General features: G+C 58.3%; 22 protein-coding genes and 1 tRNA gene. 20 read left to right on the top strand and 3 right to left on the bottom strand.

The window, feature by feature from the left end:
• Nucleotides 1-107 precede the first annotated feature (107 nt).
• The 10 genes from der to VMV64_RS11740 all read left to right on the top strand — a co-directional run bounded on the left by der (nucleotide 108) and on the right by VMV64_RS11740 (nucleotide 12,461).
• Entirely contained in the window at nucleotides 108-1,505 is a 1,398-nt protein-coding gene (der, locus tag VMV64_RS11785) for a ribosome biogenesis GTPase Der (RefSeq protein WP_325330520.1), read from the top strand.
• 120 nt (nucleotides 1,506-1,625) lie between these two features.
• Entirely contained in the window at nucleotides 1,626-2,795 is a 1,170-nt protein-coding gene (locus VMV64_RS11780; protein WP_325330518.1) for a hypothetical protein, read from the top strand.
• A 124-nt stretch (nucleotides 2,796-2,919) separates the two neighbouring features.
• Nucleotides 2,920-6,156 (top strand): EAL domain-containing protein, encoded by a 3,237-nt coding sequence (locus VMV64_RS11775; protein WP_325330516.1) that lies wholly within the window; start codon nucleotides 2,920-2,922, stop codon nucleotides 6,154-6,156.
• Between the two features lie 129 nt (nucleotides 6,157-6,285).
• Nucleotides 6,286-6,525: an RNA chaperone Hfq gene (hfq, locus tag VMV64_RS11770; RefSeq protein ID WP_325330514.1), complete on the top strand. Its 240-nt coding sequence runs from the start codon at nucleotides 6,286-6,288 to the stop codon at nucleotides 6,523-6,525.
• A gap of 8 nt (nucleotides 6,526-6,533) precedes the next feature.
• On the top strand, nucleotides 6,534-7,676 hold the full coding sequence (gene hflX / locus VMV64_RS11765) for a ribosome rescue GTPase HflX (protein ID WP_325330512.1): 1,143 nt from the start codon (nucleotides 6,534-6,536) through the stop codon (nucleotides 7,674-7,676).
• Nucleotides 7,677-7,707: 31 nt separating this feature from the next.
• Nucleotides 7,708-8,892 (top strand): FtsH protease activity modulator HflK, encoded by a 1,185-nt coding sequence (gene hflK, locus VMV64_RS11760; protein ID WP_325330510.1) that lies wholly within the window; start codon nucleotides 7,708-7,710, stop codon nucleotides 8,890-8,892.
• A complete protein-coding gene (gene hflC, locus VMV64_RS11755) occupies nucleotides 8,889-9,755 on the top strand; it encodes a protease modulator HflC (RefSeq protein WP_325330508.1) in 867 nt (288 codons plus the stop codon). The genes hflK and hflC overlap by 4 nt, the downstream gene beginning before the upstream one ends.
• Nucleotides 9,756-9,777: 22 nt before the next feature.
• On the top strand, nucleotides 9,778-9,963 hold the full coding sequence (locus tag VMV64_RS11750; protein WP_325330506.1) for a DUF2065 domain-containing protein: 186 nt from the start codon (nucleotides 9,778-9,780) through the stop codon (nucleotides 9,961-9,963).
• 3 nt (nucleotides 9,964-9,966) lie between these two features.
• Nucleotides 9,967-11,121, top strand: coding sequence for an ATP phosphoribosyltransferase regulatory subunit (locus VMV64_RS11745; protein WP_325330504.1), 1,155 nt, complete (start codon nucleotides 9,967-9,969; stop codon nucleotides 11,119-11,121).
• A gap of 29 nt (nucleotides 11,122-11,150) precedes the next feature.
• Complete coding sequence (locus tag VMV64_RS11740) at nucleotides 11,151-12,461, top strand: adenylosuccinate synthase (protein ID WP_325330502.1); 1,311 nt, start codon at nucleotides 11,151-11,153, stop codon at nucleotides 12,459-12,461.
• 40 nt (nucleotides 12,462-12,501) lie between these two features.
• On the opposite strand, the gene VMV64_RS11735 is transcribed toward VMV64_RS11740, so the two are convergent.
• Nucleotides 12,502-12,586 (bottom strand) — tRNA-Leu (locus VMV64_RS11735).
• A gap of 38 nt (nucleotides 12,587-12,624) precedes the next feature.
• Between VMV64_RS11735 and rnr the strand changes: the two genes are divergently transcribed.
• From rnr to VMV64_RS11685, 10 genes are all read left to right on the top strand, one after another.
• Nucleotides 12,625-14,934, top strand: a complete 2,310-nt coding sequence (rnr, locus tag VMV64_RS11730) for a ribonuclease R (protein ID WP_325330500.1) — start codon at nucleotides 12,625-12,627, stop codon at nucleotides 14,932-14,934.
• A complete protein-coding gene (gene rlmB, locus VMV64_RS11725) occupies nucleotides 14,934-15,671 on the top strand; it encodes a 23S rRNA (guanosine(2251)-2'-O)-methyltransferase RlmB (protein ID WP_325330498.1) in 738 nt (245 codons plus the stop codon). Before rnr ends, rlmB begins: the two co-directional genes overlap by 1 nt.
• 90 nt (nucleotides 15,672-15,761) lie before the next feature.
• Nucleotides 15,762-16,175: a 30S ribosomal protein S6 gene (gene rpsF / locus VMV64_RS11720; RefSeq protein WP_325330496.1), complete on the top strand. Its 414-nt coding sequence runs from the start codon at nucleotides 15,762-15,764 to the stop codon at nucleotides 16,173-16,175.
• Nucleotides 16,176-16,481, top strand: coding sequence for a primosomal replication protein N (gene priB / locus VMV64_RS11715; protein ID WP_325330494.1), 306 nt, complete (start codon nucleotides 16,176-16,178; stop codon nucleotides 16,479-16,481).
• A gap of 2 nt (nucleotides 16,482-16,483) precedes the next feature.
• The gene (gene rpsR, locus VMV64_RS11710) at nucleotides 16,484-16,750 is read left to right on the top strand and encodes a 30S ribosomal protein S18 (protein WP_325330492.1); all 267 of its coding nucleotides are present in this window, start codon (nucleotides 16,484-16,486) and stop codon (nucleotides 16,748-16,750) included.
• A gap of 11 nt (nucleotides 16,751-16,761) precedes the next feature.
• Entirely contained in the window at nucleotides 16,762-17,211 is a 450-nt protein-coding gene (rplI, locus tag VMV64_RS11705) for a 50S ribosomal protein L9 (RefSeq protein WP_325330490.1), read from the top strand.
• A 130-nt stretch (nucleotides 17,212-17,341) separates the two neighbouring features.
• Complete coding sequence (locus VMV64_RS11700; RefSeq protein ID WP_325330488.1) at nucleotides 17,342-18,715, top strand: replicative DNA helicase; 1,374 nt, start codon at nucleotides 17,342-17,344, stop codon at nucleotides 18,713-18,715.
• A gap of 4 nt (nucleotides 18,716-18,719) precedes the next feature.
• Complete coding sequence (alr, locus tag VMV64_RS11695; RefSeq protein ID WP_325330762.1) at nucleotides 18,720-19,790, top strand: alanine racemase; 1,071 nt, start codon at nucleotides 18,720-18,722, stop codon at nucleotides 19,788-19,790.
• A complete protein-coding gene (gene radA / locus VMV64_RS11690; protein ID WP_325330486.1) occupies nucleotides 19,783-21,141 on the top strand; it encodes a DNA repair protein RadA in 1,359 nt (452 codons plus the stop codon). Before alr ends, radA begins: the two co-directional genes overlap by 8 nt.
• Nucleotides 21,142-21,215: 74 nt before the next feature.
• A complete protein-coding gene (locus tag VMV64_RS11685; RefSeq protein ID WP_325330484.1) occupies nucleotides 21,216-22,016 on the top strand; it encodes an FHA domain-containing protein in 801 nt (266 codons plus the stop codon).
• Nucleotide 22,017: 1 nt separating this feature from the next.
• Here VMV64_RS11685 and VMV64_RS11680 read toward each other — a convergent pair whose 3' ends face one another.
• Both VMV64_RS11680 and VMV64_RS11675 read right to left on the bottom strand, forming a co-directional pair.
• Nucleotides 22,018-22,425: a TssQ family T6SS-associated lipoprotein gene (locus VMV64_RS11680; protein ID WP_325330482.1), complete on the bottom strand. Its 408-nt coding sequence runs from the start codon at nucleotides 22,423-22,425 to the stop codon at nucleotides 22,018-22,020.
• Between the two features lie 14 nt (nucleotides 22,426-22,439).
• Nucleotides 22,440-23,828, bottom strand: a complete 1,389-nt coding sequence (locus tag VMV64_RS11675) for a serine/threonine-protein kinase (RefSeq protein ID WP_325330480.1) — start codon at nucleotides 23,826-23,828, stop codon at nucleotides 22,440-22,442.
• Nucleotides 23,829-23,940 lie beyond the last annotated feature (112 nt).

Here is a 23,940-nt window from a genome sequence, read left to right as displayed (position 1 = left end):
GGGTAATGAGTAATGGGTAATGGCATTGGCTGTTGCTCCTTCCTCCTCACCCATAACCCATCACGAATAACCCATCACCCATCACCCATAACCATTACACCTGAATTATGAAACCCACACTCGTACTGGTCGGCCGTCCCAATGTCGGCAAATCCACTTTGTTCAACCGGTTAACCCGAAGCCGCGACGCGCTCGTTGCGGACCTGCCGGGGTTGACGCGCGACCGTCATTACGGCCATGGCCGGGTGGGAGACAGGCCCTATCTGGTGGTGGATACCGGCGGTTTCGAGCCGGTGGCGAAGGACGGCATTCTTCACGAAATGGCACGGCAGACCCTGCAGGCGGTGGACGAGGCCGATGCTATCGTGTTTCTGGTCGATGCGCGCCAGGGCTTGACCGCCCAGGACAAGATCATCGCCGACCAGTTGCGAAAACTGGGCCGGCCATTATTCCTGGCGGTGAACAAGGCTGAGGGCATGCGGCGCGATGTAGTTGCCGCCGAATTCTACGAACTCGGACTGGGCGACCCGCTGGTGATCTCGGGTGCGCATGGCGAAGGCGTGCATGACCTGGTGGAGCTGGCGCTGGAGAGCTTCCCGCTGGATGAGGTTGACGAGGAGGAGGACGATCACCCCAAGATCGCCATCGTCGGCCGCCCCAACGTGGGCAAGTCTACGCTGGTCAACAGCCTGCTCGGCGAGGAACGGGTCATCGCCTTCGACCAGCCGGGTACGACGCGCGACAGTATCTACATCGATTTCGAGCGCGATAGCAAGCGTTACACCCTGATCGATACCGCCGGCATCCGCAAGCGCGGCAAGGTGTTCGAGGCAATCGAGAAGTTTTCCGTGGTGAAAACCCTGCAGGCGGTGGAAGATGCCAACGTGGTGGTGCTGGTGCTGGACGCCCGCCAGGACGTGTCCGAGCAGGATGCCCATATCGCCGGCTTCATTCTGGAAAGCGGCCGTGCGCTGGTGGTGGCGGTCAACAAATGGGACGATCTTTCCGCCGACCGGCGCGAGGTGGTCAAGAACGACATCGCACGCAAGCTGCAGTTTCTTGATTTTGCCAAGTTCCACTATATTTCCGCCCTGCAGGGCAGTGGCGTGGGCGGCCTGTTCAAGTCCATCGACGGAGCCTATGAGTCGGCCATGATCAAGATGCCAACGCCTAGATTGACCCGCATCCTCCTCGAAGCCACTACTCAGCACCAACCGCCCAAGTCCGGCCCGTTCCGCCCCAAGCTGCGCTACGCCCACCAGGGTGGCTCCAATCCGCCGCTGGTGATTATTCACGGCACCTCGCTGGCGAGTCTGTCCGACAGCTACAAACGCTATTTGGAAAGCACCTTCCGCAAGGCGTTCGAGTTGACGGGCACGCCGCTCAGGGTACAGTTCAAGCAGGGGCATAACCCCTTTGCCGACAGGGTGCCTGCACCCAAGACCGAAGCCGATGAGAAGCGCGCCCACCGCCAGCGCCGGCGCGGCCGGAAGCTGTACGGCTGAGGGTGATGGGTGATGGGTGATGGGTGATGTGGGATGCGGAAAGTCAAAACCGCGCCAACCTCGCTTTTTCGCCTCACCCATCACTCATTACCCATTACAGCACCTAAACCTGGAACCAGTATGACGCAATCCGGCCCCCGCGAAATTACCACTCCCTTCCGTCCCATCCCTCTGGAAGTGCCGGAGGGGATGAAGCACAACGAATTTTTCAACAGTACCGAAAATCTCAACGATCTGATGCATAACAATGGATTGTTGATGAACGAGGAAAATCTGCTGCTGTATCGCAAGGCTTTGGGGCACAGCAACGAGTTCGATACCTCGATTATCTACAACACCTCTCAATGCGTCCTGAACCCGCTGGGACGACCGGTGCGTCGCACTCAGGTGCCGGACAATGTGAAGCATGTGTGGAACCGGATGAATCAGATCATCATCGACTACATGCTGGAGCAATATCCCGATCCGGATGAGGCGCTGATCCTGGCGGGCGAGGCGAGTCTGGATGCCACCTGGCCGCTGACCTCGCCGGGTGTGCCCAGCATCCGCATGCTGCACAACCACTTCATCGTTTTTCCCAAGGAAGAACTGCGCAACGCCAAGCTGGCCGATCTGAAAAATCCCAATCTTACCGATGGCGGTCAGCACAGCCTTTTTCAGGCCTATATGCATGATGTTTATCGCGAGTTTTTCGACAAGGCGCTGGATCTGGAAATTCTCAAGCCCACCAGCGAAGCTGACGCATGCATCGCGCTGACGGGTTACCCGCAGGGTCTGCCCAGCTGGGAGATTCAGGGTGGCGCGGCGGCGCTGAAAGATGTGCGTTTCTGGAAAGAGTACGATGAGGTACTGAAGGGGTTTATCGATTTCTACCGCACCTTCTTTTCGCAGGTCTCCACTCGTAACGCGCCGGTCCCGACGGATGTCTATTACCCGGATGAAGTCGAGAGCGTGCTGCTGTTCAACAATGATTTTCTGAAGACGGCGAAGAAGGTGCGCGATCACTGCATTGTTGATGCAAAATACGCCAATGCCATACGCTGGCAGCCTGCGTTCAAGCAACTCATCTATCGTAATGACGAAGGCAAACTGATCGTTACAATCAGCCAGAATTCGATTGGCAACGCGATCACCGAACTGCTAGGCGTAGTGGTTAACCGTGTTGCCGATGCTGAAGGCTACGAAAAGCGGGAGCCCAGGCTAATCGAACGATTGCTCGAAGTGCGGCGCCGCCTGATCGAAGCCGATCTGGGCGAGGGTATTGCTACCGATTACTGGCCTGAAGAATAGCAGCTTGCGATAGGTTGCCTGAAAATGTCCGCATCGATACGGGAAACAGGCGCAACGTCTGGCTAGGGCGTTTGCCGCAAATTTGCTATGCTACGCAAATGATTACTAGTTCGACGGCTCGTCGATGACTTTTTTTTCGGGCCGTTCAAACCCCCGCAAGGCTCCTTCCCTTGCGCGCCTCGGCGCCAGGGTGTTTCTCATCCTGGGGACTTCCTATCTGCTGTTGATCGGCCTGTGGCTATGGTATTCCTGGGAAGAATCCGAACAGGCACACCTGCAGCGTTTGCGCGTGGCTGCTGCGCTCACCGCGGGACATGCGCAGAACTATTTCGGTTTTATCGGTAACCATCTGGAAGAACTTGCCATCAAGCTGCGTCACGTTGATGTGGTTCGCCAGCCACAGACTGTTCTGCCGTTGCTGCAGGAATTTATGGGTAAATATCCGGAGTTGGGCGGCGCGGCTTTGGTGATGCCGGACGGCAGAGTGGTAGCGGAGGCTCTGAAAAAACGGGTCGGAAAGCCTACTCAGACTCTGTCCAACTCTCCCTGGTACGAAGACTTTCAACTCAATCTGGCTATTACAGGGCTCAGTGTTAATCGTCCACAGATCTGTGATGCCACCCAATCCTGGGTCATTCCCCTGCGCTATACCGTACGGGACAGTGGCGGCAAGGTGCTGTATGTCCTGCAGGCCGCAATCCCTTTGGATAAACAGCAGACCTTATGGGCCAATCTGAATCTGCCTGATGGCGTGGTGATCAGCCTGCTGCGTGACGACGGGTACCCGATCAGCAGGTTGCCTATGGGTGATCCAGTCAGACTTTACAGTACCAGGCATCCCAACGGGAATCTGCTTGAGTTATTACAGTCCGGCGTGAATGCGGGTTATTTCACCGGGGCCAGCATGGATGGCGTGGAGCGGTTTGGTGCTGTTCACCACTTGAATAATTATCCGCTGTATGCACTTATTTCCGTGGCGACGGACCTGCATCGGCAGATTTGGTGGCGCAGCGTGCAGGCTCCGATTTATATGCTGCTCGGGTTGATGGTGCTGGGTGGGTTGATCTATGCAGGGCTGACACGGCGCTTCGCACATCGCATGCTGGCGTTACGCCAGAGCTTGAGTGGAGAGGGGCTTGAGAAGAAGACAGAGCTGCCGAGCAGCGGCGTGAGCGAGATCGACAATTTGTGCGCATCCCTGTCTGATGCTCAGCAGAGGCTGGGGGCTTTAGCGCAGAACCGTGAAAGATTGCTGTTGACGGCGGCGCATGCGGGCACCTATTCGGTGCGTGCGCGGGATCATGTGGTCATGGCGGCCGACAGGTCTTTCCTTGATATGCTGGGCATGGAGGAAGGCGAGGTGGTGGGCCATCCCTGGAGCAATCTTCTGGCGGAACGTGGAGCCCTTCCCGGTACCACCCAGCAACTCAAAATCAGCGAAGTGGCACAGCTGGTTCGGAAATTCGTAAATCGCAAGGGCCGGCCACTGTGGCTGTCGCTCGCTGAATTCGAGCAGATGGACGAAACCGGCGAGGTCATTCGTCATGGCCTGGCGATCGATGTGAGCGAGCGGGAACGACTGCTGATGACGGTTAGGGATCAATCCGCGCGCCTGCAGGTGCTGTGGCAGATCGCCACCAGCCGCACCCGTTCCGAAGGCGAGAAGGTCAGGATGATGCTCCGGCTGGGGATGGATACTCTGGATATGGATGCGGCGCTGCTGAGCGAGAAGGTCGGCGAGCATTTTGTGCTGGCGTATTTGGTGGACACGCTTGGCATGTTCAAGGCAGAGGAAGCTTGTCCGCTGGGGAAGCTGTGCCAGCATGTCGCCGATGAGAATCGCGGCCTCTTCATCGCAGACATGGGGGTAAGTGAAAGACCGGAGTTGGTGGAGGAGGCGGTCAGTTTTGGCATTCATGCCTACGCCGGTATCCCGCTCTGGGTCGGGGAGCAATTCTATGGAACCTTGGTTTTCTTGCGGAAGCAGCCGTTAGCAGAGGGAAAATTTTCCCAGGGTGACGAGCCGTTCATGGAGTTGCTTGCGGCCTGGTTCAGCCAGATGTTGCTGCAGCTCAAGCAGCGACAGAAGCTGGAAACACAGGCGCTCACCGACGAACTCACCGGATTGCCAAACCGGCGTGCTGCGGAACTGCGTTTCGACGAAGAAATCGCGCGTGCCAAGCGCGATGGCATCGGATTTTCCATCGCTACCTGCGATCTGGATCGATTCAAGTTGATCAACGACCACTATGGGCATGGCGTAGGCGATGAGGTGCTGCAGCAGGTTTCGCGCATCATGCGTCAGACGTTGCGCGAGGGTGACTGGCTGGCGCGGTGGGGTGGAGAGGAATTTATTCTGTTCCTGCATCATTCCGATAGTGCCGATGCCGTAACTGCAGCGGAACGGGTCCGCTTGGCGATCAAGGATCATCCGCCGAAGACCAGCCAGGGTAGTATCGAAATTACCGCCAGCTTCGGCATTGGCGTGTGCCAGGCTGGTGATGAGAGTATCTCTCATGCGCTGTCTGAATCGGATAGCTGCCTTTACGAGGCCAAGCGCAAGGGCCGCGATTGCGTGGTCACCAGCGAATCTGGAGGTACGGGCACGCTGTGGCGCGCCGGTATGCTGCAGCGCGCACTAAAGGAGGAGCGCATCGTCGCCGCCTATCAGATCATGGTGGACCTGACTACCCGCAAGCCGGTGGCAGATGAAGCGCTGGCACGCATGCTCCAGCCCGATGGTTCCGTTCTTGCCGCCGGCGAATTCATCGAGGCGGCGGAAGGGATTAACCTCATCCACGAAGTGGATCGCAACATTACCCGTCATGCAATGTCTCGTTGCGCGGTCAACCTGACGGCCGGCCACGATCCCGGTTTTGCTCATTTCATCAACCTCTCGCCCCAGTTTCTTGCGCGCAAGGATTATGTGGATGAGCTTCTGGACGGGGCCATGCAGTTTTGTGCCACCTGCAATATCGATTTTCCCAGCTACAAACCGGTGGTGTTCGAGATTACCGAGCGCCAGTTATTGACGGATTTTGAGCGTATACGCAGTGAATTGCAGCCCCTGCTCGATTTCGGCTTCCGCCTGGCGCTCGATGATTTTGGTAGCGGCTATTCTTCTTTTCTCTACCTGGCGGAACTGCCGGTCAGCTTCCTCAAGATCGAAGGCTGGATGGTGCGCAACATGACCAGCAACGAACGGGTGCGCGCGATGGTGGAAAGCACGATCGTACTATCGAAGAAATTGAAAATCACCACCATCGCGGAGTGTATCGAAGATCGTGAAACGGCAGATATGCTGCGTGACATGGGGGTGGACTGGGGGCAGGGCAATTATTTTGGCCGACCCGAGATATAAGCGGTCCGCCATCTTGAAATGCGCTGATTTTCCCATATAGTAATATAAAGCGGATGTTGCTGGCAGCCTTTTGAAAAATCAAGTAAAGTAGCCATCCAAAATCAACCATAACAACGTATTGGAGAAATCATGAGCGCGAAAGGGCAGCTATTACAAGACCCATTTTTAAATGCCTTGCGTAAAGAGCATGTGCCTGTTTCCATCTATCTGGTAAACGGTATCAAGCTTCAGGGCCAGATCGAGTCATTCGACCAGTACGTCGTGCTGTTGAAAAATACGATTACCCAGATGGTCTATAAACACGCGATTTCAACGGTAGTGCCGGTGCGTCCCGTGAGCATGTCCTTTGAGCCTCCCGCTGAGGATTAGAACGCTTAATGATTGAACGCCCGGGTAGCGGTGACGCGGCCGTATTGGTCAGCCTGGATTTTGGCGACACGGATTACGAGGAAAGTCTGGAAGAGCTGCAGCGCCTCACCGAAAGCGCGGGTGTCGGTATTCTGGCCATCGTCCGGGGAAAACGCTCCAGACCCGATGCGGCGCTGTTCGCCGGTTCCGGCAAGGCGGACGAGATCGCCGAGACGGTGGTGGCCAACGAAGCCAATCTGGTGATTTTCAACCACGAACTTTCCCCTGCGCAGCAGCGCAATCTGGAGCGGCGGCTAGACTGCCGCGTGATCGACCGCACCAGCCTGATTCTCGACATTTTCGCGCAGCGCGCCCAAAGCCACGAGGGCAAACTGCAAGTGGAACTGGCGCAGCTGGAGCATCTGGCTACCAGATTAGTGCGCGGCTGGACCCATCTTGAACGTCAAAAGGGGGGTATCGGCCTGCGCGGACCGGGCGAGACCCAGCTCGAAACTGACCGCCGCCTGCTCGGCAAGCGGGTCAAGCTGCTCAAGGAAAAACTTGCCAAGCTGGGCCGCCAGCGCAGTGTGCAACGCCGCGCCAGGGTTCGCGCCAACGTGCTGTCGGTGTCTATCGTCGGCTATACCAACGCGGGCAAATCCACTTTATTCAACCGCCTCACTCATGCCAAGGCCTACGTGGCGGATCAGTTATTCGCTACCCTCGATACCACCAGCCGCAAGTTTTTCGTCGCCGACGGCGGCTCCGTAGTGCTGTCCGACACGGTCGGCTTCATCAAACATTTGCCCCATACCCTGGTGGCGGCTTTTCGTGCCACTCTGGAAGAGGCGGTGGCGGCCGATCTACTGCTGCATGTGGTGGATGCTTCCAGCCCCAGCCGCGACCAGCAAATCGAGGAGGTGAACAAGGTCCTGGCGGAGATCGGCGCCGATCACATTCCGCAGCTGATGGTGCTGAATAAAATCGATGTCAACGGGTTGGCACCCGGTCTTGAGCGGGATGAGTATGGTAGAATTGGCCGCATTTGGGTCAGTGCGCGCACTGGCGAGGGCTTTGATCTGTTGAGAGAGGCGCTGGCGGAATGCAGCCGCCAGCACCAGGCTGAAGCAGTACGGGCAGTGGCTCAGGCCGCCGCAGGCGCTGGAATTTGACCTTACGAATCAGTTTTTTGGAAAAAACAATATGGCATGGAATGATCCCGATTGGGGCAAGAAAAACAGCGGCGGGCCACCTGACCTCGATGAATTGTGGCGTCGCTTCAACCAGAAGCTGAATACGCTGTTCGGTGGCAAGGGCGGTAGCGGTGGTCCAACCGGCGGTAGCCCCCTGTCGGGCGGCAAGATGGCTGCCGGGCTGGGGCTTGTTCCGATGCTGGTGATACTGATCTGGCTGGGCAGCGGCTTTTACATCGTCAATGAAGGCGAACGCGGCGTGGTGTTACGCTTCGGCAAATTTCTCGAGACTACGCAACCGGGTCCGCGCTGGCATCTGCCTTATCCGATTGAAAGTGCCGAAATCGTGAATCTGCAGCAGGTGCGCACAGTCGAAGTGGGCTACCGCGCCAACGTCAAGAGCAAGATGCTGAAAGAGTCGCTGATGTTGACTGACGACGAAAATATTATCGACATCCAGTTCGCCGTGCAGTACATCCTGAAAAGCCCGGAAGATTTCCTGTTCAACAACCGCCATCCCGATGAGGCGGTGCACCAGGCCGCGGAAACAGCAATTCGTGAAATTGTGGGCAAGAGCAAAATGGACTTTGTGTTGTATGAAGGGCGCGCCGAAATCGCGACTCGCGCTGCCAAACTGATGCAGGATATTCTGGATCGCTACAAGACCGGCATCAATATCAGCAAGGTGACGATGCAGAATGCCCAACCGCCGGAGCAAGTGCAGGCGTCGTTCGACGATGCGGTAAAGGCGGGCCAGGACCGGGAGCGCGCCAAGAACGAAGGGCAGGCCTACGCCAACGATGTGATTCCGAGAGCGCGTGGTGCCGCCTCGCGCCTGTTGCAGGAAGCCGATGGTTACAAGCAGCGAGTGATCGCCAACGCTCAGGGTGATGCCAGCCGTTTCAAGCAGATCCTTGTGGAGTACAGTAAGGCGCCGAAAGTGACGCGTGACCGCATGTATCTGGACACGATCCAGCAAATGATGACCAATTCCAGCAAGGTGCTGGTGGACCAGAAGGGGGGCAATAACTTGCTCTATTTGCCGCTGGACAAGCTGATCCAGAGCACAGGGGCCGGGCCCGGATTGGCGGATGCACCACCGGTCAGGGCGCCAGAGGCCGCCGTGCCTGCAACTGAAAGCACGACGCGCTCGCGCGAAGCATTCCGCAGCCGTGAGCGGGAGGTGCGTCCATGAAACATCTTAATGCCATCATGACCGGACTGATCGCAGTCTTTATTCTGCTCAGCCTGACCGTGTTCACCGTCGATCAGCGCCAGAATGCCATTGTTTTTCAGCTGGGCGAGATTATCGACGTTAAAAAACAGCCGGGCCTATACTTCAAGGTGCCGCTGTTGCAAAACGTGCGCTATTTCGATACCCGCGTGCTCACTCTGACCTCGTCCGAACCGGAGCGCTTCATTACCTCGGAGAAGAAGAACGTGCTGGTGGATTCTTTCGTCAAGTGGCGCGTGGTTGACGTCAAGCAGTACTACGTCAGCGTCGGCGGCGATGAGACACGCGCCCACCTGCGTCTGTCGCAGACCATCAACGACGGCCTGCGCGCCGAGTTCGGCAAGCGCACGGTGCATGACGTGGTTTCCGGGCAGCGCGACCAGATCATGGAGATCTTGCGTCAGAAGGCTGATGCCGATGCGCGTACAATCGGCGTTCAGGTGCTCGACGTGCGGATTAAACGGGTGGACCTGCCGCAGGAAGTGAGCGAGTCGGTCTACCAGCGCATGGAGGCCGAACGCAAGCGGGTGGCCAACGAACTGCGTTCAACCGGTGCCGGCGAGGCGGAAAAGATCAAGGCCGATGCCGACCGCCAGCGTGAGATCATCCTCGCCGAAGCCTACCGCGATGCGCAGCGCACCAAGGGCGAGGGCGATGCCAAGGCGTCCGCGATCTATGCCGAAGCGTTCGGCCAGAATCCCGAGTTTTATGCCTTTTATCGGAGCATGGAAGCCTACCGGCAGAGTTTCAAGAGCAAGAGCGACGTGATGGTGCTGGATCCCAGTTCGGAGTTCTTTAAATACTTGAAGTCTTCTGGCAAATAAAGCGCCAGAAGATGCTTGAGCTGTGAAAACCAGCCTGCTTGCGGCCTTGGCGCTGATGTTCGTGCTGGAAGGGGTTTTGCCTTTTCTGGCGCCAGCCCTGTGGCGTGAAACTTTTCGCAAAATGACTGAAATGTCCGACGGGCAGTTGCGCTTCGTCGGGCTGACTTCGATGTTGGGCGGCTTGCTGCTGCTATATCTGATGAATTGATCCATGCATAACTGGTTACTTCCCGAATATATTGAGGACATGCTGCCGGCCCAGGCGCTGCGTTTTGAACGGGTGCGGCGGCAGTTGCTCGACTGGTTCCATGGCTGCGGCTACCAACTGGTGGTTCCGCCGTTGCTGGAATATCTGCCTTCCCTGCTTTCCGGCACGGGTAGCGATATGGATCTCAAGACCTTCAAGGTGGTGGACCAGCTTTCCGGCCATCTGATGGGGCTGCGCGCCGATATCACGCCGCAGGCGGCGCGGATCGACGCCCACCTGTTGAATCGCCAGGGTGTGGTCAGGCTTTGCTATGCCGGCAGTGTGCTGCACGCACTGCCCGATGGCCTGATGCAGACCCGCGAACCGTTGCAGATCGGCGCCGAGTTGTTCGGCCACGGCGGTATCGAAAGCGACGTGGAGATCCAGTTGCTGATGATCAAGGCACTGCAGCTTGCCGGGGTCGGATCGGTACAGCTCGACCTCGGCCATGTGGCGATTTTTCACAGCCTGGTCGAGCGTGCAGCGGTGTCCCCGGAGCTGGAGGTGGAGTTGTTTCAGGCCATGCAGGGCAAGGACGTTCCCGGAATCGCCGAGCTGACCGCTTCCCTGGATGAGGTTTCCAGGGAGGCGCTGCGATTGTTGCCCCGGCTGTATGGCGGCGCTGAGACACTGGAAGCTGCGCAGCGGCATCTGCCTGACTACCCGGAAATCGGCAAGGCGCTGGACGATCTTCGTACCATCGGTAGCCAGGTACAGGACAGTGTCCCCAATCTCTGTTACGACCTGGCCGAGCTGCGCGGCTATCACTATCACAGCGGAGTGGTGTTCGCTGCCTATGCTTCAGGCTGGGCCAACGCAGTCGCACTGGGCGGACGCTACGACAAAGTGGGCAAGACCTTCGGCCGCTCCCGGCCGGCTACCGGCTTTAGCATGGATTTGCGCGCCGTGCTCGGTGCGCAGCCGACGCCGCCGTTGCCCAAGGCGATTCTTGCGCCCTATGTTCAGGACCCCATGTTACAGGATAAAATCACGCTTTTACGCGTTCAGGGTGAAGTGGTGGTAGTGGATTTGCCTGGACACGAGATGAGCAGGGAAGATCTGAATTACGACCGCGTTTTGGTGCAGGGCGATGTGGGCTGGGCCGTAGTCAAAGTTTAAATAAAAATTCGTTGAAGGATAGAGTCAGCATGGCAAAGAATGTGGTAGTAATCGGCACCCAGTGGGGGGATGAAGGCAAGGGCAAAATCGTCGACTGGTTGACCGACCATGCCCAGGGCGTGGTGCGTTTTCAGGGAGGCCACAATGCGGGACACACCCTGGTGATCGACGGCAAGAAAACCGTATTGCATCTGATTCCGTCCGGCATCCTGCGCGGCAACGTGCTGTGCTACATCGGCAACGGCGTGGTGGTGTCACCCCAGGCGCTGCTGGAAGAGGTGGACATGCTGGAGGCTGCCGGCGTGGCAGTGCGCAACCGGCTGAAAATCTCCGAAGCCTGCCCGGTGATCATGCCCCATCACGTTGCGCTGGATCAAGCCCGCGAGATCGCCAAGGGCGCCGGCAAGATCGGCACCACCGGTCGCGGAATCGGGCCGGCCTACGAGGATAAGGTGTCGCGCCGCGGCATCCGCATCCAGGATCTGTTCCACCGTGAACGCCTGGCGGCCAAGCTGGGAGAGGTTCTCGACTACCACAACTTCGTGCTGAAGAACTACTTCCACGCCGATATCGTGGATTTCCAGAAAACCCTGGACGAGACCCTGAAGGTGGCGGAGCGCATCAAGCCGATGGTTGCCGACGTGCCGCGCTTGCTGTTCGAAGCCCACAAGGGGGGAAGCAGCCTGCTGTTCGAAGGTGCGCAGGGCGCGCTGCTGGATATCGACCACGGCACCTACCCGTTCGTGACCTCCTCCAACTGCATCGCCTCCAATGCCGCCACCGGCAGTGGGGTGGGGCCGCAGATGCTGCATTACGTGCTGGGCATCACCAAGGCCTATACCACCCGCGTTGGCGCAGGGCCGTTTCCTACCGAGTTGTACGACGCGGTGGACAAACTTGACCCGATTGGTCAGGGTCTGGCTGAACGCGGGCACGAGTTCGGCTCCACCACAGGTCGTGCACGGCGCTGCGGCTGGTTCGACGCGGCAGCGCTGAAACGCTCGATCCAGATCAATGGCGTGAGCGGGCTGTGCGTCACCAAGCTGGATGTGATGGATGGCATGGATGCCGTGCGCCTCTGCGTCGGCTACAAGGTGGACGGAGGCACACTCGATATCCTGCCGTCCGGTGCCGAAACGCTGGCCAGGTGCGAGCCGATCTACGAGGAGATGCCGGGCTGGAAGGACAGCACCGTAGGCGTGAAGAGCTACGACGGCCTGCCGGCCGCAGCGAAGAGCTACCTCAAGCGCATGGAAGAAATCTGCGGCGTACCGATCGATATCATTTCGACCGGTCCGGATCGGGATGAGACCATCGTGCTGCGTCATCCGTTTGAGTAAAAGAAAAAGGGCGGGTTCGCAGAACCCGCCCTTTTATATTTGGTGCCCAGAAGAGGACTCGAACCTCCACACCTTGCGGCACACGGACCTGAACCGTGCGCGTCTACCAATTCCGCCATCTGGGCAAATCAAGAAGCCCGAACTTTAATAGGAAAGCGATATTTTGTCAACGAAGAAAATAAGATCCAAAGACCCCTTCCTCGAGCGTGAACGTGCTCAGTATGAGCATCCGTTGCCAAGCCGGGAATATATTCTGCAACTCCTCACCGAGCAGGGCGTTCCTGTCGCCGAGAATAAACTGGCGAAGATCCTGGAAATCCAGGAAGACGAGGTGGAGGTCTTCAGTCGTCGTCTCAGGGCGATGGAACGTGACGGCCAGATCATGCGCAACCGCAAGCATGAAGTTTGCGTGGTGGACAAGCTTGACCTGATCAAGGGCAAGGTGCAGGGACACAAAGACGGTTTCGGCTTCCTGGTGCCTGACGATGGTGGCGAGGATTTGTTCCTGGGCCCGAGCCAGATGCAGAAAGTGCTGCACGGCGACCGAGTGATGGCACGGATCATCGGCGAGGATAGGCGCGGCCGTCCTGAAGGCAGCATCGTCGAGGTGCTGGAGCGCGTCAACACACGCATCGTGGGCCGTCTGTTCAACGAGCATGGCATTCTGTTTGCGGTGGCTGAAAACAAGCGTATCAGCCAGGACTTCCTGATTCCACCCGGTGGTGACATGGGCGCCCAGCCCGGCCAGGTGGTGATGATAGAAATCATTGAGCAGCCGAGCAAGAATGCCAAGCCGGTTGGGACGGTGGTAGAGATCCTCGGTAATTACACCGACCCCGGCATGGAAATCGAAATCGCATTGCGCAAGCACGATTTGCCGCATGTGTTTCCGCCCGAGGTGGAAAGCCTGGCGAAGAAGTTCTCGCCGAAAGTGTTGAAAAAGGATTTGGCAGGGCGAGAGGATTTGCGCGAGCTGCCGCTGGTGACCATTGACGGCGAGACCGCCCGAGATTTCGACGATGCCGTGTTTTGCCGCCCGCTGGACAAGGGCTGGAAGATACTCAGCAAGGGCGGCTGGAAGCTGTACGTGGCGATCGCCGACGTCAGCCATTACGTTGAGCCCAAGGATGCGCTGGATGTGGAGGCGTTCGACCGCGGCAATTCGGTGTACTTTCCGCGCCGTGTTATTCCGATGCTGCCGGAGGAGTTGTCCAACGGCCTGTGCTCGCTAAATCCGCACGTGGAGCGGCTGTGCATGGTGTGCGAGATGGATATCAGCGGCAATGGAGAGGTGAAGAAATACCGTTTCTACCCCGCAGTGATGAATTCCCACATGCGCTTCACCTACACCACGGTGGCGGCGATGCTGGCCGACCCCAAGGGCAAGGAAGCCAAGGAACACAAGGATCAGTTGCCTCATGTCCAGGAGCTGCACAAGCTGTTCAAGGTATTGGGCAAGGCGCGCGAGAAGCGCGGCGCAATCGATTTTGAGACCATCGAGACGCAGATGCTCTTCAACGACCAGGGCAAGATCGAGCGCATCGTGCCGGTGTACCGCAACGATGCCCACCGCGTGATCGAGGAGTGCATGCTGGCTGCCAACGTGTGTGCTTCGGATTTCCTGAAGATGAACGAGCATCCTACCCTGTACCGCATCCACGAGGGGCCGACGCCGGAGAAGCTGGAAGGGCTGCGCGAATTCCTCAAGGAGTTCGGCCTGCCTCTGGCCGGTGGCGACGATCCCCACGCCAAGGACTACGCCAAGCTGCTGTCCAAGGTTAAAGGGCGGCCGGACGAGCAGTTGCTGCAAACGGTCATGCTGCGTTCGCTACGCCAGGCAGTTTACAGTCCTGACAACGTTGGGCATTTCGGTCTGGCCTATGAGTCTTACACCCATTTCACCTCTCCGATCCGCCGCTACCCGGATTTGCTGGTGCACCGTGCCATCAAGGCCGTGCTGAAGGGTGTGAAATACACGCCTGGCAAATGGGCGGAGCTGGGTATCCACTGCTCCCAGACCGAACGCCGTGCCGACGAGGCGACGCGCGATGTCAACGACTGGCTCAAGTGCTTCTACATGCAGGACAAGGTGGGCGAAACCTTCGACGGCACCGTCGCCAGCGTCACCGGCTTCGGCGTGTTTGTCGCGCTCGACAATATCTATGTGGAAGGCCTGGTGCATGTGACCGAGCTGGGCAGCGATTATTTCCATTTCGATGCCGCCAAGCACCAGTTGCTGGGCGAGCGCAGCGGCCAGCGCTTCCGCCTGGGCGACAGGCTGAAGGTCAAGGTGGCGCGGGTCGATCTCGAAACCATCAAGATCGACTTCGTGATGGCCGAACCCAAGGAGCCTAAGCGCTCCGGGCCTGCCGAGCGCCGCCCTGCCAAGGCAAAAGAAGGCGGCAGGCGGCCCGCGCCCAAGGAAGCGGATAGTGGCAAGAAGCCCAGCCGTAAACGGAAAGCCCGGGGCTGATGGCTGACAGCTTTATTTACGGCTTTCATGCCGTGGTCAGCCGCATTCGGCAAACCCCGAAGGGCGTCACCGAAATCTATCTGCACCGGGAGCGGCAAGACCCGCGTTCGCGCGAGCTGCTGCAACTGGCCGAAGAACAGGGTGTGCGCGTCATTTTCATGGAACGTCATCGCCTTGACGGCATGGTCGGCAACGACAAGCACCAGGGCGTGGTGGCCAAAGTCGAAGCGGTGCACCAGTACCATGACGTGTTCGACATTCTGGAGGGTTTGAGCGAGCCGGCGTTGTTGCTGGTGCTGGACGGCGTGCAGGACCCCCACAACCTGGGTGCCTGTTTGCGCGTGGCGGACGCGATGGGCGCGCATGCCGTTGTCGTGCCGAAAGACCGCGCCGCCGGGCTCAATGCCACGGTGCGCAAGGTCGCCAGCGGCGCGGCAGAAACCGTGCCCCTGGTTACTGTCACCAACCTCGCGCGCAGTTTGCGCGAGATCAAGGAAGCGGGCGTCTGGGTGGTCGGCGCGGCGGGGGAGGCGCAAAGCGACCTGTTTTCCGCCAAGCTCGACGGCCCGACCGCCTGGGTTCTGGGCGCCGAGGATGAAGGCCTGCGCCGCCTCACCCGCGAAACCTGCGATCAGTTGGTGCGCATCCCGATGTTCGGCAGTGTGGAAAGCCTGAACGTTTCGGTGGCCAGCGGTATTTGCCTGTATGAAACCCGACGCCAGCGCAATCGTAGTTGATTTTTCAGCCGATTTTCATTAAACTAGCCGGCTTTTCACCTTGCCTCACCGTCCCGCATGGCGGGAGGCTTTAACCCGTAAGGAGTATTCATGCGACATTACGAAATTGTTTTCATCGTTCACCCCGATCAGAGCGAGCAGGTGCCCGCCATGATCGAACGCTACCGTACCCTGATCACCTCCAAGAGCGGCCAGATTCACCGTCTCGAAGACTGGGGACGCCGCCAGATGGCCTACCCGATCCAGAAAATGCACAAGGCGCACTACGTGCTGATGAACATCGAGTGTGACCAGGAAACCCTGGACGAGCTCGATCATGCTTTCAAGTTCAACGATGCGGTCCTGCGCCACCTGACCATCAAAGTGAAGGAAGCCGTAACCACGCCTTCGCCGATGATGAGGGAAGACCGGGCCCGTTTCACGGAAACTCCTGTGGCTCCCGTAGCTCCCGTGGCCGTGGAAACCCCGGCCGAGGCGCCCGCCGCCCAGGAAGCTGCAGCCTAAGTGGATTGCAACCAGGTTGTCCTGACTGGCCGTATCGCCGAGATGGATGCCTTGCGTTATACCCCAGCCGGTTTGCCCCTGATGGCCTTTAGAATAGGTCATGTTTCCGAGCAGATCGAGGCGGGGTTCAAGCGCAAAGTTGAATGTGAAATACCCGCGATCGCGATGGGTGATCCCGCCCAGGTCGTTGCCGGCTGGAAAGCCGGTGACAGTATCAAGGCAGCGGGTTTCCTGGCACGCAAGAGCCAGCACAGTCAGCAACTGGTGTTGCACTTGAATAGAATAGAATTGATTGAGAGAGGTTAAAAATGGCACGTCCTACCACGAAAAAACCGACCCGGCCGAGCAATCGGGGCGGCATGTTCAAGCGTCGCAAGTTTTGCAAATTTACCGCTGAAGGTATCAAGGAAGTCGATTACAAGGATACCGAAATCCTGAAGGATTTCATCGCGGAAAACGGCAAGATCATCCCGTGCCGTATTACCGGCACGAAAACCCGCTACCAGCGCCAGCTGGGTACGGCAATCAAGCGCGCCCGTTTCCTGGCCCTGATTCCCTACACTGACCAGCACTAAGGAGAGACCAGATGCAATTAATTTTATTGGAAAAGGTTGTCAACCTCGGTCAACTGGGCGACATCGTCAAAGTCAAGGACGGCTATGGCCGCAATTTCCTGATCCCGCAAGGTAAAGCCAAGCGCGCCACGGAAAAAAATAAGGCTGAATTCGAGGTGCGTCGCGCCGAACTGGAAAAACAGCAAGCCGCAGTTCTTGCCGATGCCCAGTCCCGCGCCGAGAAGCTGGAGGGTCAGTTGGTAAAGATTTCCCAGAAGGCCGGTGTGGATGGCAGGCTGTTTGGTTCTGTTACCAACACCGATATTGCCGAAGCGCTGAAAGCCATGGGTTTCGAAGTTGCCAAGGCGGATATCCGCATGCCTACTGGTCACCTCAAGCAGATCGGTGATTACCCGATTGCTGTTGCGCTGCATCACGATGCGGTTGCCAACATCACGGTTACCGTGATTGGTGAAAGCTGAGATTTAGGTTGTTCCGGCAAAAAGGGGCTGCTTGCAGCCCCTTTTTCTTTGTGTCTGTTTCAAGGTTATTTGGGTATACTTTCAACTTGATTTTATTCCTTGCCATCAGGTTCCTCAGATATAAATTCCCATGAATGATCAACAGCTTGACAATCTAAAATTGCCTCCCCATTCGGTTGAGGCAGAGCAGTCCGTACTGGGCGGCCTGTTGCTCGATAACAGCGCCTGGGAAAAGATTGCCGACCTGGTCACCGAAGGGGATTTTTATCGTCATGACCACCGCCTGATTTACCGCCATATCAGCAAGCTGGTGGAGCACAACAAGCCGGCGGATGTGATCACCATCGCGGAATCGCTGGAGAATAGCGCCAAACTGGTCGATGCAGGCGGACTGGCCTATCTGGGCGCACTGGCGCAGAACACGCCGAGCGCCGCCAATATCCGCCGCTATGCCGAAATCGTGCGGGAGCGTGCGGTATTGCGCAAACTGGTCGAAGTCGGCAGCGGCATTGCCGAGGATGCCCTTAATCCCTCCGGTCGCTCGATGGCGCAACTGCTCGACGAGGCCGAGGCGAAGGTGTTCGAGATTGCCGAGGCAGGGGCACGCGGCAAGCAGGGGTTCGTCGAGATCCAGCCGCTGCTGACCCAGGTGGTGGAACGCATCGACATGCTGTTCCAGCGCGACAATTCGAGCGATGTCACCGGCATCCCGACCGGCTTCACCGACCTGGACGAGAAAACATCCGGCCTGCAGGGGGGCGACCTGATCATCGTCGCAGGCCGACCGAGTATGGGCAAGACCGCATTTTCCCTGAATATTGCGGAAAACGTCGCGATGCAAACCGGCCTGCCGGTAGCGGTCTTCAGTATGGAAATGGGCGGGTCGCAACTGGTGACCCGGATGATCGGCTCGATCGGTCGCCTCGACCAGCATCGGATACGTACCGGTCGCCTGCTGGACGAGGACTGGCAAAAACTCACTTATGCGGTGGGCAAGCTCAATGACGCGCCCATTTTTATTGATGAAAGTGCCGCGCTGACTTCGCTTGACCTGCGCGCGCGGGCTCGTCGCCTGCATCGTCAGTGCGGCAAGCTGGGACTGATCGTGATCGATTACCTGCAACTGATGAGCGGAAGCGGCAAGGGTGGGGGCAACGAAAATCGCGCAACCGAGATTTCCGAGATTTCGCGCGGCCTCAAGGCGCTGGCCAAGGAACTGGACGTGCCGGTGATCGCACTTTCCCAGCTCAACCGCAGCCTGGAACAGCGTCCCAACAAGCGCCCGGTGATGTCGGACCTGCGCGAATCCGGCGCCATCGAGCAGGACGCCGACCTGATCTTGTTCATCTACCGCGACGAAGTCTACAACTCCGATACCCAGGACAAGGGCATCGCCGAGATCATTATCGGCAAGCAGCGTAACGGGCCGATCGGCACGGTGCGCATGACCTTCCTTGGCGAATACACCCGATTCGAGAATTATGCTCATGGGGGTAGTTACTAGACTCATGCGTCCGCTGCAGGCTCAAATCGATCTCTCGGCACTCAGGCATAATCTTGGCGTGGCTCGCGGCCATGCGCCGCAAGCCAGAACTATTGCCGTGATCAAAGCCAACGGCTATGGCCATGGCATGTTGCGGGTGGCCCACGCGCTTGAAACGGCCGATGGTTTCGCCGTGCTCAATGTGGGAGAGGCCGTGGCACTGCGCGAGGCCGGGTTCAACCAGACGATCCTGCTGCTGGAAGGATTTTTCAGCGCGGAAGAGCTGCCGACCTTGGCGGAATACCGCCTGGCCAGCGTCATCCACTGCCCGGAACAGATCGAAATGCTCGAAATGGCCGGATTGCCGGTCAAGATCGACGTGTTTCTCAAGCTCAACAGCGGCATGAACCGGCTCGGCTTCAGGCCCGAAGCCTTCGGCGCCGCGCTGCACCGCCTCCAGACCGCGCGCGCGGCGGGCAGGATCACGCTGATGACCCATTTTGCCTGCGCCGACGAGGCGCAGGGCATCGCTGTTCAACTCGCCTGTTTTGACAGCCTTGCTGCGGGTCTGGACGCGCCGCGCTGCCTGGCCAATTCCGCGGCCATCCTGCGCTATCCGGAAGCCCACGGCGACTGGGTGCGACCCGGTATCATGCTTTACGGTTCGTCGCCTTTTGCCGATGCGAGCGCGGAAAGCCTTGATCTCAGGCCGGTGATGACTCTGACCAGTGCCATCATCGGGTTGCAGGCACTACAGGCGGGGGAAGCGGTCGGTTACGGCGCCACATTTTGTGCAGAGCAGCCCACCCTTGTCGGCATCGTCGCCTGCGGTTATGCCGACGGCTATCCGCGTCATGCCCCGACCGGCACGCCGGTGCTGGTCAATGGCCAGCGCTGCCGCACCTTGGGTCGGGTGTCGATGGATATGCTGTGCGTCGATCTCACCAACGTTTCCGACGCCGGCATCGGCAGTCCGGTGACCTTGTGGGGCAAGGGTTTGCCGGTGGATGAAGTGGCGGCGGCGGCAGGCACCATCAGCTATGAATTGCTGTGCGCGCTGGCGCCGCGGGTGCCGGTCACAGAAACCCATGGCTAAACCCAAATCCGTCTACACCTGCACCGAATGCGGCGGGCAAGTGCCCAAGTGGCAGGGGCAGTGCCCGCACTGCATGGCGTGGAACACGCTGGTGGAAACCGTGGCCGAGGCCGCGCCGGCCGCCAACCGCTACAGTGCGCTGGCCCAGCCCAGCCAGCTGCAGCGCCTGTCCGACGTGGAAGCGCTGGAAACGCCGCGCCAGACCACCGGCATCGCCGAATTCGACCGCGTGCTAGGCGGCGGCCTGGTGCCGGGCGGGGTGGTCCTGATCGGCGGCGATCCGGGTATCGGCAAGTCCACTCTGTTGCTGCAGGCCTTGTGTCATCTCGGAGCGAGCAATAAGGTGTTGTACGTCAGCGGCGAGGAGTCTGCGCAGCAGATTGCGCTCCGCGCCAAGAGGCTGGCGCTTGACGCCGGGCCGGTGCAGCTGCTAGCGGAAATTCAGCTGGAGAAGATCAGTGCCACCTTGCTGGCGCAGAAGCCCCATGTGGCGGTGATCGATTCGATCCAGACCGTTTATTCCGAGGCGCTGCAATCCGCTCCCGGTAGCGTGGCGCAGGTGCGCGAGTGTGCGGCGCAGCTGACACGCCTGGCGAAGCAGACCGGCATCACCGTGATCCTGGTCGGTCACGTGACCAAGGAAGGCGCTTTGGCCGGGCCGCGCGTGCTCGAGCATATCGTCGATACGGTGCTGTATTTCGAGGGTGATAGCAATTCCAGTTTTCGCCTGATCCGCGCTTTCAAGAACCGCTTCGGCGCGGTCAACGAGCTGGGCGTATTCGCCATGACCGAGAAGGGGCTGCGCGAGGTGAGTAATCCCTCGGCGCTGTTTCTGTCGCATCACGGCCAGGAAGTGGCGGGTTCGTGCGTGATGGTGACGCAGGAAGGTACGCGGCCGCTGCTGGTGGAAGTGCAGGCCTTGGTGGATGAGGCGCATGCGCCCAATCCGAGAAGATTGTCCGTGGGCCTGGAACAGAACCGGCTGGCGATGCTGCTGGCAGTGTTGCACCGCCATGCAGGCATCGCCTGCTTCGATCAGGATGTGTTCGTCAATGCCGTGGGCGGAGTCAAAATTACCGAACCGGCGGCCGACTTGGCGGTGCTGCTGGCGATCGTTTCATCACTGCGCAACAAACCGCTGCCGGCCAAGCTGGTGGTGTTCGGAGAAGTCGGCCTGGCGGGTGAAGTCCGCCCGGTACAGCGTGGCCAGGAGCGCTTGAAAGAGGCAGCCAAGCTGGGCTTCACCCATGCGGTCATCCCCAAGGCTAACAATCCGAAGCAGCGTATTGCCGGCATGGAGGTGGTGGCGGTGGATCGACTCGAGGATGCGGTGGCATATTGCAGGGGCTAAAATTAAGTGACATGATAGCCCTGCGGAGAAAACACTAATCTAACCTCTGTGAGCGGGTTGGGCGGAGCTACAAGATGTCAAAATTGCTGGTCTATTTCGATGGAGAACTGGTTGGGGAGCAGCAGCTCGATCGCGAGCGCATCATGATCGGGCGCAAGCCTAACAACGATTTGCAGCTGGCTCACAATGCGGTGAGCGGCAGCCATGCCATGGTCATTACGATCCGTAACGACTCCTTTCTGGAAGACCTGAACAGTACCAACGGTACCAAGGTCAACGGCAAAAGCATCAAGAAATGCCTGCTGCGCGATGGCGACGAAATCAAGGTGGCGAAACATGTGCTGAAATATGTGTTTGAGCCTCTTGAACTCAAGCCGGAAGATGATGGCAGTCGCCGCTCGGAGAAGCTGCGTCACCTCGAGAATCTGATCCAGAGCGCCGACGACACCTTGGCAACCCATGAAGACATGATGCTCCAGACTCAGAGCTTTTCTTCCATTACTCAGGTAAAAACTCATTCTGGTAGCAGACCGGCTGGGAGATCCCCCTCTGGAGAATTGCCAGTGGCGGGTCTCCAGATTCTAAGTGGGGTTGGCGCTGGCAAAGAAATGGATCTGGATCGAACCCTGACCACGCTGGGTAAGCCCGGCATACAGGTGGCGGTCATCACGCGTCATCTGGAAGGTTATACCCTGACTCATCTGGAAGGTGCTCATACTCCCCTGTTGAATGGCATTGCCATTAGCGGCCAGCCCCATGTGCTGGGAGACAATGACATTATCGAAATTGCCGGGATCAAGCTGGAGTTTTATCTGAAAAGGCAGGCTGCAATGCCAGCGAGCGGCCGGCAAGGCGTTTCCGCCTCGCTCAAATAGCCTATTTTCTGTGTTCTGCCTTTACCGCGCGGAATACCGGACCCCAGATGGGATGTCCTGCCTCCGCCGGCTCCAGTTCGAATTTGTTATCCTTCTCCAGCGCTTTCCTGAATTCATCGCGGCATTGCTTCTCCCGGTTCGAAAGGCAGTGAATGAATGCCAGGTATTTATGCGCCCGCGCTGCATCGCTGCCGAAGGTTAAGCCCGAATCCAGCGCGCTTTGCAGGCTCTTTGCCGCAGCTTTGTAGTTGCCGTCTTCGTAGTTTATTATCCCGGTCGAAAGTTCCTGTTCCGCCTTGCGCGGAGAGAGCTTGTCGAGCCCGACTTCCCTGGCTGGACCGGAAGAGCAGCCTGTGTTGAGCAGCAGGAGCAGAGCGGATATCAGAATAAGCAGGCGGGAGCGCATCATAATATGACCCTAATTTATTTGAATTTATGCCGGATTGTCTTGTTTGCCCCGGCCTCCAGCTCGACGGTCTGGCGATAGGGAGGGAGGTCGGTGTTCTTGATCTCTATCTGGTGTTTGCCGGGGGGTAGCCTGATTTCCCTGAGCGGCGGCGAGGCTCCCTGGCTTTTGCCGTCGATTAAAATTTCTCCCCACGGGAGTACCGAGAAACCGAGAGTGGCCTGGGTGGGGGCGGCAATGCTCGGCTGCCCATTTGCCATTTTGCTTTCAGTTGCCGCAGGGGGAGGCGGTTTTACGGCAGCCTCCAAAGTTGTCTGGGGCGTAGTCGGCTTTGTATCATCAACGGCTGTCACTGCCGGCAGTGTCGTCACTGCGGGCTCGCGACTGGAACTGATGAACAGTACTGTGGCTGCGGCAAAAATTGCAACGGCGATAAAGCCTGCCCACTTTTTCCTGCTCCGCCAACCGGGAACTGTGGAAATTTGACTTGAATTCAATATAACGGTGGCATCCCCGTCGCTTCCAGTCTTTGCGGCAGATCTTTTCCCGGATGAGTCAGCGGAGGTCAATGGCGAAGTGGCGGTCAGATTCTTGAAATTTCTGAGGTCGTTGGCCATTTCCCGTGCGGATTGATAGCGGTTTTTCGGCTCCTTGGCCAGCGCCCTGGCGACAATGTAATCGAACGCCACGGGAATGGAGGGATTGACGTCTGCCGGCGACGCCGGCATTTCATTCAGCACCCGGTACATGATGGTGGTCAGGGTGCATTCCTCACCCCCAAAAGCGGATTTGCCGGTGAGTAATTCGTAGAGTACTGCTCCAAGGGAAAAAATATCGGAGCGGCCATCCACGGGTTTGCCGGCCACCTGCTCAGGAGACATGTACTTGGGCGAGCCGAGAATGATGCCGATTTGGGTACGGGATCCGGACGACATTTTGGCGATGCCGAAGTCGGTGATTTTCACACTGCCATTACGCAGTACCATGATGTTGGCAGGTTTTATGTCGCGGTGGACAATGCCATGGTCGTGGGCGAATGCCAGGCCATCGGCGACCTGGGCGATGATCTCGGCGACCCTGTCCGGTTGCAGCACCTCGTCGGAAGCGATGATCTCCTTCAGTTCGCGGCCTTCCAGATATTCCATCGCCATGAAGGCGACGTGATCGGCTCTGCCTACATCGTAGATCGTGACAATGTTGGGGTGGTTCAGGCGGCCGGCAGATTTGGCTTCGCGGTTGAAGCGCTCCTCGAAATCCGCAAGTTCATCTCTGGACAGGTTGAGATTGATGGTCTTGATGGCGACGGTGCGGCCTATGAGCGGATCGACTGCTTTGTAGACTACGCCCATGGCGCCTTGCCCTAACTCGGACAGGATTTCGTAACGGCCCAGTTTTTCGATTTCCATGAATAACCGATGCTGAATTTATGATGCTGAATTTGTTGTGAAGAGACGCCCATCGAAGACCCGTAACAGTAGATTTTTAGCTGCTCTCTGTCAAGCCGAATTCACCAGGTAA

This window comes from Sulfuricella sp., from assembly GCF_035531155.1.
Taxonomy (GTDB): domain Bacteria; phylum Pseudomonadota; class Gammaproteobacteria; order Burkholderiales; family Sulfuricellaceae; genus Sulfuricella.
The sequence above is the reverse complement of the archived record's forward strand: the minus strand, read 5'-3'. Positions and strand labels throughout refer to the sequence as shown.